At 36.7% G+C, this 16,173-nt stretch carries 14 protein-coding genes, 1 tRNA gene, 1 pseudogene and 1 riboswitch; of the genes and pseudogenes, 10 read left to right on the top strand and 6 right to left on the bottom strand.

The window, feature by feature from the left end; genetic code table 11:
* A pseudogene (locus tag K8V80_RS02310) lies at positions 1-765 on the top strand (hypothetical protein); the annotation flags it as partial.
* A 99-nt stretch (positions 766-864) separates the two neighbouring features.
* Here K8V80_RS02310 and K8V80_RS02305 read toward each other — a convergent pair.
* The gene (locus K8V80_RS02305; RefSeq protein WP_172633421.1) at positions 865-1,032 is read right to left on the bottom strand and encodes a hypothetical protein; all 168 of its coding nucleotides are present in this window, start codon (positions 1,030-1,032) and stop codon (positions 865-867) included.
* Positions 1,033-1,563: 531 nt separating this feature from the next.
* Between K8V80_RS02305 and thiS (K8V80_RS02300) the strand changes: the two genes are divergently transcribed.
* The 8 genes from thiS (K8V80_RS02300) to K8V80_RS02265 all read left to right on the top strand — a co-directional run bounded on the left by thiS (K8V80_RS02300) (position 1,564) and on the right by K8V80_RS02265 (position 7,299).
* Positions 1,564-1,764 (top strand): sulfur carrier protein ThiS, encoded by a 201-nt coding sequence (gene thiS, locus K8V80_RS02300; protein WP_006744878.1) that lies wholly within the window; start codon positions 1,564-1,566, stop codon positions 1,762-1,764.
* 85 nt (positions 1,765-1,849) lie between these two features.
* Entirely contained in the window at positions 1,850-2,620 is a 771-nt protein-coding gene (locus tag K8V80_RS02295) for a thiazole synthase (protein ID WP_006744879.1), read from the top strand.
* A gap of 323 nt (positions 2,621-2,943) precedes the next feature.
* A riboswitch (TPP riboswitch) is annotated at positions 2,944-3,039 on the top strand.
* Positions 3,040-3,207: 168 nt separating this feature from the next.
* Positions 3,208-3,408, top strand: a complete 201-nt coding sequence (gene thiS / locus K8V80_RS02290) for a sulfur carrier protein ThiS (RefSeq protein WP_276775169.1) — start codon at positions 3,208-3,210, stop codon at positions 3,406-3,408.
* Position 3,409: 1 nt separating this feature from the next.
* A complete protein-coding gene (locus K8V80_RS02285) occupies positions 3,410-4,018 on the top strand; it encodes a thiamine phosphate synthase (RefSeq protein WP_276775167.1) in 609 nt (202 codons plus the stop codon).
* Positions 4,015-4,659 carry a thiamine phosphate synthase gene (locus K8V80_RS02280; protein WP_276775165.1) on the top strand — a complete coding sequence of 215 codons (645 nt, stop codon included), beginning with the start codon at positions 4,015-4,017 and terminating at the stop codon, positions 4,657-4,659. The genes K8V80_RS02285 and K8V80_RS02280 overlap by 4 nt, the downstream gene beginning before the upstream one ends.
* Positions 4,656-5,426, top strand: a complete 771-nt coding sequence (locus K8V80_RS02275) for a thiazole synthase (RefSeq protein ID WP_006744883.1) — start codon at positions 4,656-4,658, stop codon at positions 5,424-5,426. The genes K8V80_RS02280 and K8V80_RS02275 overlap by 4 nt, the downstream gene beginning before the upstream one ends.
* Before the next feature lie 18 nt (positions 5,427-5,444).
* Entirely contained in the window at positions 5,445-6,569 is a 1,125-nt protein-coding gene (thiH, locus tag K8V80_RS02270) for a 2-iminoacetate synthase ThiH (protein WP_276775162.1), read from the top strand.
* A gap of 28 nt (positions 6,570-6,597) precedes the next feature.
* Positions 6,598-7,299, top strand: coding sequence for a HesA/MoeB/ThiF family protein (locus tag K8V80_RS02265; RefSeq protein WP_276775160.1), 702 nt, complete (start codon positions 6,598-6,600; stop codon positions 7,297-7,299).
* Positions 7,300-7,361: 62 nt separating this feature from the next.
* Here the strand turns inward: K8V80_RS02265 and K8V80_RS02260 are convergent.
* The 5 genes from K8V80_RS02260 to K8V80_RS02240 form a co-directional block, all read right to left on the bottom strand.
* Positions 7,362-7,435: transfer RNA gene (locus K8V80_RS02260), tRNA-Arg, on the bottom strand.
* A gap of 65 nt (positions 7,436-7,500) precedes the next feature.
* Positions 7,501-9,795, bottom strand: coding sequence for a patatin-like phospholipase family protein (locus K8V80_RS02255; protein WP_276775159.1), 2,295 nt, complete (start codon positions 9,793-9,795; stop codon positions 7,501-7,503).
* Positions 9,796-10,033: 238 nt separating this feature from the next.
* The gene (gene htpG / locus K8V80_RS02250; RefSeq protein WP_276775157.1) at positions 10,034-12,085 is read right to left on the bottom strand and encodes a molecular chaperone HtpG; all 2,052 of its coding nucleotides are present in this window, start codon (positions 12,083-12,085) and stop codon (positions 10,034-10,036) included.
* Positions 12,086-12,217: 132 nt separating this feature from the next.
* Positions 12,218-14,764 carry an ATP-dependent Clp protease ATP-binding subunit gene (locus K8V80_RS02245; RefSeq protein ID WP_276775155.1) on the bottom strand — a complete coding sequence of 849 codons (2,547 nt, stop codon included), beginning with the start codon at positions 14,762-14,764 and terminating at the stop codon, positions 12,218-12,220.
* Between the two features lie 471 nt (positions 14,765-15,235).
* The gene (locus tag K8V80_RS02240; protein ID WP_276775153.1) at positions 15,236-15,490 is read right to left on the bottom strand and encodes a hypothetical protein; all 255 of its coding nucleotides are present in this window, start codon (positions 15,488-15,490) and stop codon (positions 15,236-15,238) included.
* Positions 15,491-15,788: 298 nt separating this feature from the next.
* On the opposite strand from K8V80_RS02240, the gene K8V80_RS02235 reads away from it, so the two are divergent.
* A partial coding sequence (locus K8V80_RS02235; protein WP_276775151.1) for a hypothetical protein occupies positions 15,789-16,173 on the top strand: 385 nt, incomplete at its 3' end.

Raw genomic sequence — 16,173 nt, 5'->3', positions numbered from 1 at the left:
TCTGCTCATGATGATAGCTTAACACCAGGAAAGAATAAGTTTGGCTTCGATAAAATAATTCTAGTATGCGATATTGATAATATTAAAAACATCTATCGACACCGTTATGGTGCAGAGGTGGACTTCAGTGGGTATATTGATAAATTCTACTCATCCACGATCTACTATTTTGATAATGCCGATATTGTAATAAATCAGCTACTTGATCTTTATAAGCGTGTATATTCAGATGTTAAGAATTATCCTGATTATCAGTACATCTGTCAAGATAAAAGATCAGCCCTAGCCGTTATTTTGAAAGATTTGATTCGTTATCGCATTATCAATATGCGAAATCTAATTATGGTATCAGATTGGGGCGTACTCAAACATAATGCAGGTAAACCCTATATTTACGACGTATTCGATTTCCTTTGCTTGCTTTTCGGTTCCATCGAGATGATGAGAGAAGGCATAAATAGATTAGCTAAGATATCTACTGTTCTACCAAAAGGGGAAGAAATAGAGCAGCTTATTATTAGTACGGTGCAGGTAGCCAATGGATGCCCACAAGTTGGTCCCAATAAAACAGAGTTTAAAGTGGATGATGCAGAGTCTATCTTTTACGTTCCTATGGTGCAAAGTAGTGATAATAATAACGGATTGTCTACTCGAATTGAGTTTAAAAATCCCAATAGAAGTGTAATCAATATCATTCCTTTGATTAAGAAATCTTTTGACTATTACTATAAAGATAAAACGAGAAAAAACAATATTGAAAATTAGTTTATAATTGCACTTAGAGGGGTAAAAAGCGAACTGAATATTTAGTTTAAGCGTTATCTTTATAAGAAGAATAGGGATTAGTCCAATTCTTCTTTCTAGTTACTCACTTTTTAAACCATCTACTATGTCAACTAAGATTGCAATCGTAATTTTTGCAGTGATGGTGTTACTCTTGATACCACTTGCTGTGCAAAGTATGTTAAATGGAGATACTAAAACCTTTGCTCTCTCTTTAATCTCAATTATTTTAGCCTTTGTTGCAGTCACCTGGATTGCTCGTAATAATAAGCGAAATCGAGATAAAAAGAAGAGATAGGCTTAATCTCCTTATGATGCTAAAACACATAAATGTACTTCAACTTGAATTATAAGTTGGGCAAGGATAAGTATAGCTCTGTAAAACCAATGCTTCGCAGAAAATATTCAACATCTTGATCTTCCATTTGCTTTTACACTCATTTCTGTATTCAGGATTATTGATAGATGAAGAAGGATAAATCGTAAGGAAAAACGCTGCTTTGCAATACAACTGATTCTGAGCAAAGACTCTATCCTGCAGAGATTCAGAATGAAAAGAAATCTGTTAAATATATTTTACAAAAAAGAAGTGTTTTATTGAACTCATTTCAGATATAAATGTTATCATTATAATAAATATTAGAAAACGAAATGAAAGAGTTTTCGTCTGTTTCCTTGAAATACTGTATATTAGGAGCGTTACTCTCTTATGAATTGGAAATTTAAATACAATTATTGACAAACAACCCTTTAATATTTATTTAGTAAATAAACAGTCTTATGAAAATTATACTCAATAATAAGCCCGTAGAGGTAAAAGAAGGCTCTTCTTTAAGTGACTTAGCGAGCCAACTTAATTTACCAGCACAAGGAATTGCGATTGCAATTGATTATAAGGTAATTCCACGTAATATGTGGGTAAATACTAAGCTGGAAGAAGATTTAGAATTAATGGTTATTGAAGCCGTATCGGGTGGATGATCATCTTCTTATAAACAGCTAGAGAAAACACTAACTTTTTAAAGTTCAGAGATTGAAAAATGTATCAACCTATTGAAAATTAACTATGAGTAAATTATATATTGCAGATAAAATATTTGAATCACGCCTGTTTTTAGGGACGAGTAAATTCAACTCGTATGAGCTAATGGGAGAGGCTATAGCTGCTTCTAAAACTCAGATGGTTACGGTTTCTATGAAACGTTTGGACCCCGATAAACCCCACAAAGATAGTATGATGAAGTATGTTCGTAAACCAGGGTTACAACTGCTTCCAAACACCTCGGGAGTACGAAATGCTAAAGAAGCTGTGTTTGCGGCAGAATTGGCTCGCAGTGCTTTTGAAACCAATTGGATCAAGTTGGAGATTCATCCAGATCCTACTTATCTGCTTCCCGACCCAATAGAAACTTATAATGCTACTGTAGAACTTGTACAAAAAGGGTTTGTGGTACTTCCTTATACCATCGCAGATCCTCTCCTTTGTAAAAGATTAGAAGAAGCTGGTGCTGCTTGTGTTATGCCTATGGCTGCACCGATTGGAACTAGTAAAGGAGTGTCCAATAAAGATTTGCTTCGTATGGTAGTAGAAACTTGTAATATCCCAGTTATTGTAGATGCTGGCTTGGGGGCTCCTTCGCATGCAGCCGAAGTTATGGAGATGGGAGTAGATGCGGTGCTGGTAAATACAGCTATTGCACGCTCTGGCAATCCCGTAGAGATGGCAAAAGCCTTTAGTATGGCAGTAGAAAGTGGAAGAATGGCTTATTTAGCAGAACTTACAGAACAACGAGATATTGCAGATTCTGGTAGTCCACTGACTTCTTATCGGTTGTAAAAAAGACCACATAATATAGATTTATATAAATGAAGATAACGTCTATAACGAGCAATGTTTGTTATAGACGTTTTTTTTGAATCACATTGTACTTTGAGTGTTTTCTACGACCTAACTCACTCAGGTACTATCGAATAAATGCCGTTTTTGAAAAGAGACGAATTTACTCTGACACCGACAAGACGATTGCATGTCGGTGTCATCGCATCATCATGTCGGTGTCAAGAGGATATCATGCCCTAGGCAAAATCTTTTTTACATCCCGAAGTGTAAGATGTTTGAAATCTTTTTTATTCTTCCAAAATAAAAGGTATATTTGTTGGTACCATATCAAGGGGTGCCTCTTTATGAGGCTGAGATTATACCCTTAATACCTGATTCGGATAATGCCGACGTAGGAATAGATAGTCGTAACTGATACATAGAAGAATTGAGAACTCGTAAGAGTGCATCGCTTGATTTGGTAAACCTAAAAGAGTAACCAAGCAAGCGATTTTTTTATGCTTTAAAAGTAGATGTATAAGCTGGGTTAACTCTCTATTTATTAACCTATCAAGCTAGATGGCTTGTAGTATAAATCTAACTCAATGATTGTTATTATCAACGACAAACCCTACGAGGTCAAGGAAAACTCCTCTGTAGCCGATTTGGCTAAACAACTAGCATTACCAGCTCAGGGGGTAGCAGTAGCCCTTCACTCCCATGTTATTCCACGCCACATCTGGCACCGAACGATGCTTGAAGAAAATGCAGAACTCTTAATTCTTCAAGCAGTTTCGGGAGGCTGATATGAAGTTAATATTAATAACTCCACCCCATTTCTTCCCGCAAGAGGCTGATGCTTTGAATTATTTACTAGAGAATACTTCTTTTAGATTACATATTCGTAAGCCTAAAGCGTCGAAAGATGCACTTGAAAAACTAATTCAGCAGATAGATGAGAAGTTTTATTCCCGTATTGTATTGCATGATGCCCACAGTCTTGCTCTGAAGTATCTCTTGGGAGGAATACATTTAAATAAAAGAAACCCCACAGCACCCGATAAGTATGCAGGAACGATAAGTAGTTCGTGCCATTCGTGGAATGAAGTACTAAGTTATAGAAATACTGTTAACTATTTATTTATAAGTCCTTTGTATGATAGTATTTCTAAACAAGGATACTCACAAGCCTTTACTGAAAGTCAGTTGCAAGAAGCCCAAGAAAAGGGTTGGATTGATCAACGAGTTATTGGTTTGGGTGGTATCGCTCCTGATAAAATACCTCTTTTGAAATCTTATGGTTTTGGAGGAGTAGCTGTCTTGGGCTATGTGTGGAAAGACTTTATAGAAACACTAGATTACTCATCTCTTCAGGCTCGCCTTAGAGCATGTGAAGATCAAATTCAGTTGGAATGATTCAATACAAACTCCCTAGATTATTATTTATAACACATCAAACTCCTCAATGTAGCTATTTACAATCTATTACGAGGGCTTTAGCAGGTGGATGCAAGTTTATCCAACTCAGGATGAAAGGTGCTGGTTATGATGAGATAAAGGAGGTGGTGCATCAAGCTCTGCCTCTCTGTAAAGAGCAAGGAGCACTCTTAACCATAGATGATCACGCAGAGTTATGCTTAGAATGGAATTTAGAAGGTGTACACCTCGGACTCAATGACATGAAAACCAGTGAAGCTCGTAAGCTGTTAGGACCCGATGTATTGATTGGAGGAACTGCTAATACTTTTGAGGATATACAGTATCAGATTGCTGAAGGAGTAGATTATATCGGACTAGGTCCTTATCAATACACATCTACCAAAACCAATTTAAGCACCACTCTAGGATTAAACGGATATCTATCTATTATACAGGAGTGTAGATTCAATAATATAGATATACCTATTTATGCAATAGGAGGGATAAATCAAGCAGATATTCCCGCTATTCTCTCAACGGGAGTATGGGGTATTTCACTTTCATCAGCCATCCTAAATGCTCCAAATCCCATAAACGAAACAACAAATATTATTCAAACTATTGATAAATCATTATGAAAGATTTAATTATTGCAGATAAAATATTCAAGTCTAGATTATTCTTAGGAACAGGAAAATTTAGCTCAAATGAAGTAATGACTCAGGCTATTCAAGCCTCCAAAACAGAATTGGTGACGGCAGCGATGAAACGTCTTGATCCCCACAAGAAGAAAGAAGATGATATGGTAAAGCATATTCAAACGACGAATGTGGGTTTGCTACCCAATACTTCGGGGGTACGGAATGCTAAAGAGGCTGTTTTTGCAGCTCAACTAGCACGTGATGCTTTTGAAACCAATTGGTTAAAGCTTGAGATTCATCCAGACCCTAGGTATTTACTTCCCGATGCTGTAGAGACATTAAAAGCTACAGAAGAATTGGTAAAATTGGGCTTTGTGGTACTTCCTTATATTCCTGCCGACCCTGTATTGTGTAAGCGACTAGAAGAGGTAGGTGCAGCTACTGTTATGCCTCTTGGCGCTCCCATAGGGAGTAATGGAGGGCTGAATACGAAAGAGATGCTACGTATCATCATCGAGCAAAGTAGAGTGCCTGTTATTATAGATGCAGGTATTGGAGCACCTTCTCATGCTGCAGATGCTATGGAGATGGGGGCAGATGCTGTCATGGTAAATACGGCTATTGCCATTGCAGGGAACCCTGTAGCTATGGCTAAAGCGTTTGCCACTTGCGTTGAGGGTGGTCGGTTGGCATACGAGGCTCAGCTGGCATCTCCCCAATTAGAAGCTACAGCAACTAGTCCACTAACTTCCTTTTTAATGTAATCTTAAAAGATAAAAACAATGGATTTTAATGATCTTATATCCCAATATAGTTGGGAAGATATTCAACATAAGATATATCGTTCTACTACTGAAGACGTGGAACGTGCCTTAAATGCTTCACATAGAAGTTTGGAACACTTCATGGCACTCATTTCTCCTGCTGCCGAACCTTATCTAGAACAGATGGCTCATTTAAGTAGATACTATACCCAGCAGAGATTTGGTAAAACAATTCAGTTTTATATTCCTTTATATTTGACAAACTCTTGTAGTAATCACTGCATATATTGTGGCTTTAGTTATAACAATGATATCAAACGGGTTATACTCAATGAGGAGCAGATTATGCAAGAGGTAAAAGCCATCAAGGCTTTGGGTGATTTTCAGCATATTCTACTTGTTACGGGAGAGAATCCCCGAGATGCAGGAGTTGAATACCTCGAAAAAGCCATTCGGTTAATTAAACCCTACTTTCAATCAATCTCCATAGAAGTACAGCCCTTAAAAGAAGAAGAATATAAACGCCTATGCGAGGCTGGTTTGAATGCCGTTTATTGCTACCAAGAGACTTATAATAAAGAACGATATAAAGTGTACCATCCCAAAGGTATGAAATCTAAATATGATTGGCGTTTGCAAGCTTTCGATCGAATGGGTAGAGCTGGTTTACATAAAATAGGACTAGGCGTATTGATAGGGTTAGAAGATTGGCGGACTGATGTGTTTATGATGGCTACACATCTTCGTTATCTGCAAAAACAGTATTGGCAAACGAAGTATTCTATTTCTTTTCCCAGAATACGACCTCATCAAGGAGAACATTTTCAGCCCAATGTAGTAATGCACGATAAAGAATTGGCTCAAGTACTGTTTGCTTTTCGTATTTTCGATCCTGATTTAGAGATCACGCTTTCAACTAGAGAAAGTAAGGAGTTTAGAGATAATATGGCTACCTTGGGCGTAACCTCACTCAGTGCAGGATCAAAGACAGATCCAGGAGGGTATGCCGTATATAAACACGAACTAGAACAGTTTATCATCAATGATGCTCGCACTCCAGATGAAGTGATGGCTATGGTAAAAAAGAGAGGGTATGAAGTAGTCTGGAAAGATTGGGACTTAGCCTTACAAACTGATTCATGAACTCATCACAATAGATTGATATAAAAGTATGGAGCGTTATAAGCGTAATGAATTAATTCAAGGAATAGGAAAAAAAGGGCAGCAAAAACTTTCTGCTGCTAAAGTCCTTGTAGTAGGAGCAGGAGGATTGGGCTCTCCTGTACTTTATTATCTAGCCGCTGCCGGTATTGGCACATTGGGTATTATTGATAGCGATAAAGTAGATGAATCCAATCTTCAAAGGCAGATTATTCACCGAACAGAAGATGTTAATCGGTTGAAAGTAGAGTCTGCTGCAGAAAAGATTCAAGCGCTCAACCCACTAGTAAAAGTAAATACGTATGCCGAGCGATTTACTCTGACCAATGGCAAATCTATTTTGCAAGAATATGATTACGTAGTAGATTGTTGCGATAATTATGCAGGGAAGTATTTAATTAATGACTTATGTGTTGAAGCAGAAAAACCCTATACGCATGGAGCTGTCTTAGCTATGCGTGGAGAAGTGATGAGCTATCAGCCAGGATATGCAGACTATCGCAGTGTATTTGAAAAACCACCCTTAGAAGGAACTTATCAAAGTTCGGATACAGTGGGGATATTAGGTGCTGTTGCTGGTATGGTGGGGTGTATTCAGGCTACAGAGGTCATTAAATACTTCACAGGAGCAGGATGTTTGATTCTGGATAGAATAGTCCTTATTGATGCTCGCACCCTGCAATTTCACTCTTTGCGAGTGAGTAGGAAATAAGAACAGAGAGTTATAGATATAAAAATAGCCTATCTAAAAAATTAGATAGGCTATTTTCTTTGTGACCGCGGTAGGATTCAAACCTACAACCTTTTGATCCGTAGTCAAATGCTCTATTCAGTTGAGCTACACGGCCTTTTTGTTCGACGTTTGCAAAGGTACTTACTTTTTATTTATGTGCAAATTTTTACGGAACTTTTTTTACTCTATAAAGCGGTAGTTGAAGAGTTGCCAACCGATGGATAAGCCTAAGTTCCATTCCTTGCGAGGTGAGCTATAATAGTTTACGTATGCCGATACAGAGCCAAAAGGCAGCTTTAAAATTAATGAGCTTTCTCCTAAGAATTCTGCCTTAGAAAACGATTTTCCGTAATAAGCTTGATTGTCGATGCCATTTTTGATTGGGGTAATTGGGAAAAATCCATACAACTCTGTCCTCCAATGAAGCATTTTACCCACCTGCCAAATGGGTTTAATACCAATTGCAAAATATTGATTAGCTCGGAAAGCTTCGTTATAAATCAACTTACTATGAGGAGTAGGAGCAAATATTCCTGCTTGCATCATTGTCGCTGTATAGTTTTTACTAAAGTTCCTTGATGAGTAGAGTGCATCTGCTTGCCATCCTAAAATAAATTTACCTCCCATATTGTGGTATTGTTCCCTTCGATAAGAGAGCTGTAGCCAACTATGGTTCTTTTCACTCTTTTCAACATCAGAAGTGGTACCGGGTTTAAAGTTTTCTTTTCCGGTGTATATCTGAGCGATTAATGACTCTTTATACCCTTCAGTGGCAAATTGTTTGGCATTGAGTGTATTACTTTTGATCCCTAGTGAACCTCCAAATAAGCGATAGGTACTTTTGTCTTGATTGTCGTTATCAAAATCAATTACTTTGGTTTGGTAGTACTGATCTCTCATTTTGGCAATACCTAAACTCAACTCAGCACGTTTACTGGTTAAGAAAGGAAGAGCTAATATCCCTTTTACAAAATACTCATCATTACTATTAAATACGGGGTTATAATCTCTACTGAAGAGCTTATCGTTCTTGAAATAATCAAAAGAACTAGCCGAAGCAATTAAACGGTATGATGTAGGTATTTTCGTTGGCATATCAATCTTTGCCATCAACTGAGCATTATTGTATACTTTTCCTAGTTGCCCGTCAAAACTAAATTCTTTTGCATAGTAGTTTAAGTTTTGATACGTGGCTCCCAAGTAAATCTGATTAGAGTTGGTTGTAGAGATGTTCCCACCAATACGGAATAAGAGGTTGTCTTGTAGCTGAACCTTTAAATGTAGGTCGTAGAAACCATCTGTAGGGTCATATACTGCATGAGGTATTACCTCTTGAATCATATTCCCCGATAAGAGTCTAAAATAACCACGTTTGATGTCTTCATAAGTGAGGAATTCTTCATTCTCAGCATGGAACTCTTTGCGGATGAAACTTTGTTGTTGAGCATTCGCACCATCAATGATAATATCTTTAAATCTCAATTCAGGTAGTTTGCTTTTGAACACCTTACGTTTCAGCATTATATTTTCGGCAGGGACTCTTCGGCTAATTCTAGTTTTTATCGTATCCATCATGCTTATGGTTTTGTCATAACCCACCTTGTCTAGTTCTGAAACTAAATGAAAGTCGAGTAGGCTAATGTCATCATAACGGAATTGGATTACTAGACCTAGGGAGTCTGGAATATTATAATCGGTCTTTTGCATCACCATATTATCAATCTGACTCATTAAGTCATCTTGCTTGGGTGCATCAGGATTCTTCGCCACTACACTTCCTAAGACAATATCAGGGTGATAATCTTTCATCATTACATCCACGGGGAAGTTGTTGTAAATACCTCCATCATAGGCGAGGATTCCATCAATTTCAATCGGCTTAAAGACAAAAGGGAAACTCATTGAAGCTCTTACAGCATCCCCTAAATCTCCTTTCCCCATAATAATCGGTTTCTTATTGTACACATCTGAGGCAATGCATTTGAAGGGTACAAACAGCTCATCAAAATTATTGCTACTATACGCAGTAGCCTGAGAGAACAATTGCATAAATGCAAGATTCATCTGTATAGGATCTACTACACTAGTAGGAAGGAACTGTGTTTTAACACGGATGGAGTCTTTAATAGACATCCTTATATTAATGAATTCGGGATTATCTCGGTTTTTTTTGAAGTAATAGATGTAATCGGGTTCCACCTGACCTGTGTACCAGCGTTCAAAATCACTTGAGCTTAATAATTCAACCATATCGTCGGGTGAATAACCCATGGCATAGAGTGAACCTATAATTGCCCCCATAGATGTTCCTGTAATATAATCAATAGGGATACCATTCTCTTCCAAAGCTCTAATTACTCCAATATGTGTTAATCCTTTTGCCCCACCTCCACTAAGCACCAATCCTACACGTTGGGCCTGCATCATTGGCATAAATCCTATGCAGCAGAGAAGAGTCAATATGAGTTTTTTCATACCTTACTATTCTTAAATATTTTAATACCTAAAATTACACCTATCAAAGATAAATATAAATGTTGAGTTCTCTTAATATTAGTAAATAAGTTGGAATATATCTGTTACAAGATTAAGTATTTTCTTCAAATGAGTGATTCAGAATGGAGTAGAGTTGATTTGAATCGGAGAGGGACATAAAAAAAGAAGGCTCCAATATGCGAGCCTTCTTTAATACGATCCTAAAAAACAACTTGTATTAGATCAAATCAATGCTTCTCTTTACAAAGTCGTTCAAGGCTTGTCCTTTTAACATATTATTCTGTAGTAGGGCAAGGTCAATTAATTGGCGAACCACCTTGTTGGAGCCTGCATGAGTAGCATATACAAGATCCTTTTTACCTTTTAATTCGTTTAATTTATCGTCTAAGTCTTTTAATTCATCTTTTTGAGCAGTAGGAATTTCTTCATCCTTCTTGCCTTCTTGATCTTTCTTCAGTTCGGCTTTGCGAGCTTCTGCATTCGAGAGTTCTGTTTGGATAGGAGCTACTTCAGCTTCACAAGATTTCTCAGTCTCTTCTAAAACAGTTTTCACTAATTCGTGGTCTGAGTTTAGAACGACGTTGAACATATTTGGCATTTCTCCGTAGAATCCCATTCCTGCTTGGATAGAAGCCATTTCTTTCATACGGCGCATATATTCACTCTGAGTAATTACTAGTGGAGCACTGTTTTCACCCATAGATTGAATCATTACGTGGAATTCTACTTTTTCCATTGCAGGTAACTGACTTTTAAATGTGGCAGTAAGAGCATCTACTTCTTTTGCTTCGAGAGCAGTTTGAATCTGTTCTTCCTTCACAATTAAATTGTCTATCACATCGGCATCAACACGAGAGAAGCTCGTTTTTTCAAACTTCTGTTCGAGTAGGTTGATCAAAGCAACATCTAGTTGGCCATCCAGAACTAATACGTTGTAACCCTTGTTCTGAGCTGCTTCAATAAAGCTATATTGTTCGTCTTTATTAGTTGCGTATAAGTAAATTAAGTTGCCGTTCTTATCTGTCTGATTCTCTTTTACCAACGTTTGATATTCTTCAAAAGTGTAGTATTTCTCATCGGTATCGCAGAATAGAGAGTACTTCTTAGCACGATCGAAGAAGTCTTCTTGAGTAAGCATGCCATAATTGATAAACAACTTGATGTCGTTCCACTTGCTTTCAAAGTCTTTTCTATCATTTTTAAAGATAGACTGAAGTCTGTCTGATACCTTCTTAGTAATATGAGAAGAAATCTTCTTCACATTGCTATCACTTTGTAGATAAGAGCGAGATACGTTTAGAGGAATGTCTGGAGAATCAATCACACCATGAAGAAGTGTCAAAAAGTCGGGAACAATTCCTTCTACTGAATCTGTAACAAAAACTTGGTTGGAGTAAAGTTGAATTTTGTTTTTACTCAAGTCAATATTACTCTTAACCTTAGGGAAGTAAAGGATACCAGTCAGATTAAAAGGGTAATCTACGTTCAGATGAATCCAGAAGAGGGGTTCATCCGACATTGGATATAGCTTTTTGTAGAAAGCAATATAATCTTCATCTTTTAGATCACTTGGAGTGCGTGTCCATAGTGGCTCTGTATCATTGATTACGTTTAATTCTTCTGTTTCAACTTCCTTACCCTCTTTCCATTCTTTTTTGTGACCAAAGGCTACTGGAATAGGTAAGAAGCTGCAATATTTGTGCAATAGGGTAGAGATTCTGCTTTCGTCTAGAAACTCTTCGCTTTCAGTATCTACATGAAGAACAATATCTGTACCTCTATCGGCTTTTTCAGTTTCTTCTAATGTATATTCTGGACTACCATCGCAGCTCCATTTTACTGCTTTTGCACCATCTTTGTGTGATTTAGAAATAAGATCTACTTGGTTGGCAACCATAAATGCAGAGTAGAAACCTAAACCGAAGTGACCAATAATGGCATTGGCATCATCTTTATATTTGTCAAGGAAATCATTTGCTCCTGAGAATGCAATTTGATTGATGTATTTATCAACTTCTTCAGCTGTTAAACCAATACCACGATCGGAAATAGTGATTGTTTTATTTTCCTTATCTAGTTTTACCTGAACGGTTAAATCGCCTAGTTCACCTTTGAATTCTCCAATAGAAGCTAGAGTTTTCAACTTCTGACTGGCATCTACTGCGTTAGAAACTAGTTCACGTAAGAAAATTTCGTGATCACTATATAAGAACTTTTTGATAATGGGGAAGATATTCTCTGTTGTAACCCCTATATTTCCTTTTTTCATGTCCATATTAGTTTATGAGTCTATATTCTTTTTTGTATGTATTTTATAAAAGACAAAAAAAATGCCAGACCCGAAAGTCTGACATTTTGTCTTATTGTTTTATATTCATATTCTAGCTTTTCAGAGAATAAATTACTCTGTGGGCTGAATAACCTTAAAATCTAGCTTCTTGCCCTCTTCTGTCGGTACGACTGTAATCGTGTCGCCCTTGGTTAATTTACTGGCAACAATCAATTCTGAAAGGTTATCTTCCAAGTGAGTTTGAATAGCTCTTTGTAGTGGACGAGCACCAAACTGAGGATCGTAACCCACTTTTGCTATAAACTCTTCAGCTTCGGGTGATACTTCGAGTGTATAACCGATCTTCTTCACACGACTGATTAGTTTCTTCACTTCTAAATCTACAATTTTTACAATAGATTCTTGATTCAACGGATTGAAAGTGATAATCTCATCAATACGGTTGATAAATTCGGGTGCGAAGGTTTTAGTTAGTGATTTTTTAATTACACTTTCAGCATATTCACTGTCTGATAAGTCTGTTTGAGTAGTGAACCCAACCCCACGACCAAATTCTTTTAATCTACGTGATCCCACATTAGAGGTCATAATGATGATCGTGTTTTTGAAGTCAACTAATCTACCATTACCATCGGTTAATCTACCTTCGTCCATCACTTGAAGTAATATATTAAATACTTCAGGGTGTGCCTTTTCTATTTCATCTAATAATACAATAGAGTAGGGACGACGACGAACTTGTTCCGTAAGCTGACCACCATCTTCATATCCCACATAACCAGGAGCAGAACCCACTAGTTTAGATACAGAATATTTCTCCATGTACTCGGTCATATCTACACGAATTAAGGCATCTGTTGAACCAAACATTTCTCTAGCCAACTCTTTTGCAAGGTAAGTTTTACCTACACCTGTTGGACCTAAGAATAGGAATGTACCTGTTGGCTTGTTGGGATCTTTTAATCCTACACGGCTACGAAGAATAGCTTTGGTAATTTGATCTACAGCTTCATCTTGAGCAATTACTTTGCCTTTTAAATCATCACGTAGAGCAACTAACTTTTCTCCTTCAGCACGAGCCATTTTATGAACAGGAACACCAGACATCAATGAAACGACAGCTTCAATATCGGATGCATTTACAGTTTCACGATTTGTTTTCATTTCATTTTCCCAATTTTCCTTCATAGATTCCAATTGAGCTTGAACTTTTCTTTCTTGATCTCTGTAACTAGCAGCCAATTCAAAGTTTTGAAGTTTTACAGCATCTGTCTTCTTATTCTTTACTTCTTCTAATTTTGCTTCTTGTTCTTCAATTTCTTTTGGAACGCTGATGTTTGTTAAGTGAATGCGAGCACCCGCTTCATCCAAAGCATCAATGGCTTTATCTGGGAAGTAACGGTCGTTTATATATCTATCTGTTAGGTTTACACAAGCCTCTAGCGCTTCATCTGTGTAAGTAACATTGTGGTGATCTTCATAACGATCTTTAATATTGCGCAAGATTTGAAGTGTTTCGTCGAGTGTAGTGGGTTCCACTATAATCTTTTGGAAACGACGTTCAAGGGCTCCATCTTTTTCGATGTTGGTACGATACTCATCTAGCGTAGTAGCACCAATACACTGTATTTCTCCTCTTGATAAGGCTGGTTTAAGCATATTAGCAGCATCCATAGAACCTGCAGCCGAACCTGCACCCACAATGGTATGAATCTCATCTATAAATAAGATTACATCGGGGTTCTTGCGTAATTCGTTTAAGATAGATTGAATACGTTCTTCAAACTGTCCACGGTATTTTGTACCTGCTACAACAGCAGTAAGATCAAGGGCTACCACACGTTTATCAAATAAGATACGGGATACCTTTTTTTCTACGATACGCAAAGCCAAACCTTCTACAATAGCCGATTTTCCAACACCTGGATCACCTATTAATACAGGGTTGTTTTTCTTTCTACGGCTAAGGATCTGTGCCAAACGTTGAATTTCTTTTTCACGTCCTACCACAGGATCCAATTTACCACTGGCAGCAGCTGCGGTCATATCTGTACCGAAGTTGTCTAGCACTGGGGTATCATTGGTACTCTTACCCGAGGTTGTTTTGGTCTGTGTACTATGACTAGATGAACTACCATCATGATCGCCACTACCAAAAGGAGGAGTGAAATCATCTTCTTCATCCTCGTCTTCTGGAAAATCCATACCTGCCTTAATGTCAGGGGTTACTTTGAGTAACTCATTGTAGACTTTTTCGTAATCTATATTGTCTTGTTGTAACATTCTTGCTGCTAAATTATCTTTTTCACGTAATATTGCCAATAGCAGATGTTCTGTATCAGCTGTTTCATTATGTTGAGCACGAGCCTCCAATATACACATTTTAAGTATTTTAGAAGCTTCAGCAGATAATGGTACATCTGCATTCGGCAGTAACAAGTTGTCCTTGTATCTTCCCAAAATTTGCTCTAAACTTTCTTTCACCTGTTCGATATCCACACTTAGGTTGCGAAGTATATGAATAGCCTTGCCTTCACCATCTCGGATGATTCCTAAAAGTAAATGTTCAGGTCCTATATAGTTGTTGCTCAAACGATTCGCCTCCATTTTACTGTTGATAACAACATTGGCTACTTGTTTTGAAAACTGACTCTTCATTTTAAATCTCCCTTTCTTAAACTTGAAGTTTTTATAACTTGCAAAAGTATATCATCTATTTGATAAGATGTTTATATATACTTTGTTCATTAACTACTATATATACAACAAATGGTATGCCACTATGGTTGTATGATACGAATTCTTCTACTTTTGACTAATTAATCTACTCCAAACTCTCATAAACAAAGAACTATTCTATATTCTCCATTCTTTACAGAAGGTTTAATAAATGTAAATAAATAGTTTCTCTTTCACGTAAAATTATTCGTTTTTTTAATTCTTTACTATCCGAAAGCTAGGAATAAAGATCCTTTTTTGAAAAGAAATGAGCGTAATTAATAAAATATTTCATTAAAATATGTATTAACGAAATGAGGGGCTACAATACCGTTTCATTCTGTTAGCATTCATTTTAACATTTAGTCTAAGGAGATACTTTCCAAATCTTCGGGTACAAAAACTTTTCCATCAAAGACCGTGTGCTGCTTCTTGCATATAGGTTTGCTTTCTTGTGGCTATGGTGTCTTCTTCGGTATGGTAAAATATAAGGTGAGATACCCCCAACTCTTGTGCATTTGTGGAAGCATCAATCACAGTGCTATGATACTTTTCTCTCGGATTGTATTTTTCTGCATCACTCTCTAAGCAAAATGCTTCGCAAATTAGCCAATCCGATTTTCTTACATATTGAGCTGTTTTTGCATTGAAGCCTTCATATCTCAAGGAACTTACAATTTATTAGGTGGGTAAGAACTCAAATGCCCCTCTATCCTTAAACAAAGAATTAAGGGGTTAAATTAATCAGCTTTATCCTTTAAAAGCAAGAAAAATTTACAATCGAGTGTCTAAAGAATAAGCCGTACAACTTATGAATGTGGCAATCAAGATCTATCTGTTAGAGAACTGTTAATCTAATATTTTTTATAAAATAGTTATAATCAATCAGATATATCATAATTTTAGTTAAAATTAACTACCTTTAGAGATATAGAGATTTCTATGCCTATAAATAATCAATATTATGAAAATAAAGACTGCGTGTGAAAATTGTTTACCTATAAGTTTTAAGGCATTCAAAAAGATTCTTATTCTTATGGTTATTCATCTATTCTTTATATCTCCTATCTCGGGGCAGATAATTGATATAAAAGGTCATGTTGAGTTACAAGACAATCTATCAGATCCCATTTATACAGTAGTTGCTTTAAGATCTGATTCTTCTATCTATAAAGGAAGCGTATATATGGATTCTGTCTTTTCAATGAAGTTGGAAACTGATAGTTTAATTGGTCTGCAATTTTCAAGTATGGGATATGAAGCTTTATTCTATGAGAGAGATAATATTATATCTGCTATAAAGAATAAGACTGCTAATTTGGGGACAATCAGTTTAAAATCAAATTGTA

Source organism: Bacteroides coprosuis (assembly GCF_020741705.1).
Lineage (GTDB): Bacteria > Bacteroidota > Bacteroidia > Bacteroidales > Bacteroidaceae > Bacteroides_E > Bacteroides_E coprosuis.
Note: the sequence above shows the minus strand (reverse complement) of the source record. Positions and strands in the feature narration are given on the sequence as shown.

Excerpts from the sequence above, each read along its gene's own strand:
- thiH (WP_276775162.1), top strand. The coding sequence starts at position 5,445 with ATGGATTTTAATGATCTTATATCCCAATATAGTTGGGAAGATATTCAA.
- thiS (WP_276775169.1), top strand. The coding sequence starts at position 3,208 with ATGATTGTTATTATCAACGACAAACCCTACGAGGTCAAGGAAAACTCC.
- thiS (WP_006744878.1), top strand. The coding sequence starts at position 1,564 with ATGAAAATTATACTCAATAATAAGCCCGTAGAGGTAAAAGAAGGCTCT.
- K8V80_RS02245 (WP_276775155.1), bottom strand. The coding sequence starts at position 14,764 with ATGAAGAGTCAGTTTTCAAAACAAGTAGCCAATGTTGTTATCAACAGT.
- K8V80_RS02255 (WP_276775159.1), bottom strand. The coding sequence starts at position 9,795 with ATGAAAAAACTCATATTGACTCTTCTCTGCTGCATAGGATTTATGCCA.
- htpG (WP_276775157.1), bottom strand. The coding sequence starts at position 12,085 with ATGAAAAAAGGAAATATAGGGGTTACAACAGAGAATATCTTCCCCATT.
- K8V80_RS02285 (WP_276775167.1), top strand. The coding sequence starts at position 3,410 with ATGAAGTTAATATTAATAACTCCACCCCATTTCTTCCCGCAAGAGGCT.
- K8V80_RS02295 (WP_006744879.1), top strand. The coding sequence starts at position 1,850 with ATGAGTAAATTATATATTGCAGATAAAATATTTGAATCACGCCTGTTT.
- K8V80_RS02275 (WP_006744883.1), top strand. The coding sequence starts at position 4,656 with ATGAAAGATTTAATTATTGCAGATAAAATATTCAAGTCTAGATTATTC.
- K8V80_RS02280 (WP_276775165.1), top strand. The coding sequence starts at position 4,015 with ATGATTCAATACAAACTCCCTAGATTATTATTTATAACACATCAAACT.
- K8V80_RS02265 (WP_276775160.1), top strand. The coding sequence starts at position 6,598 with ATGGAGCGTTATAAGCGTAATGAATTAATTCAAGGAATAGGAAAAAAA.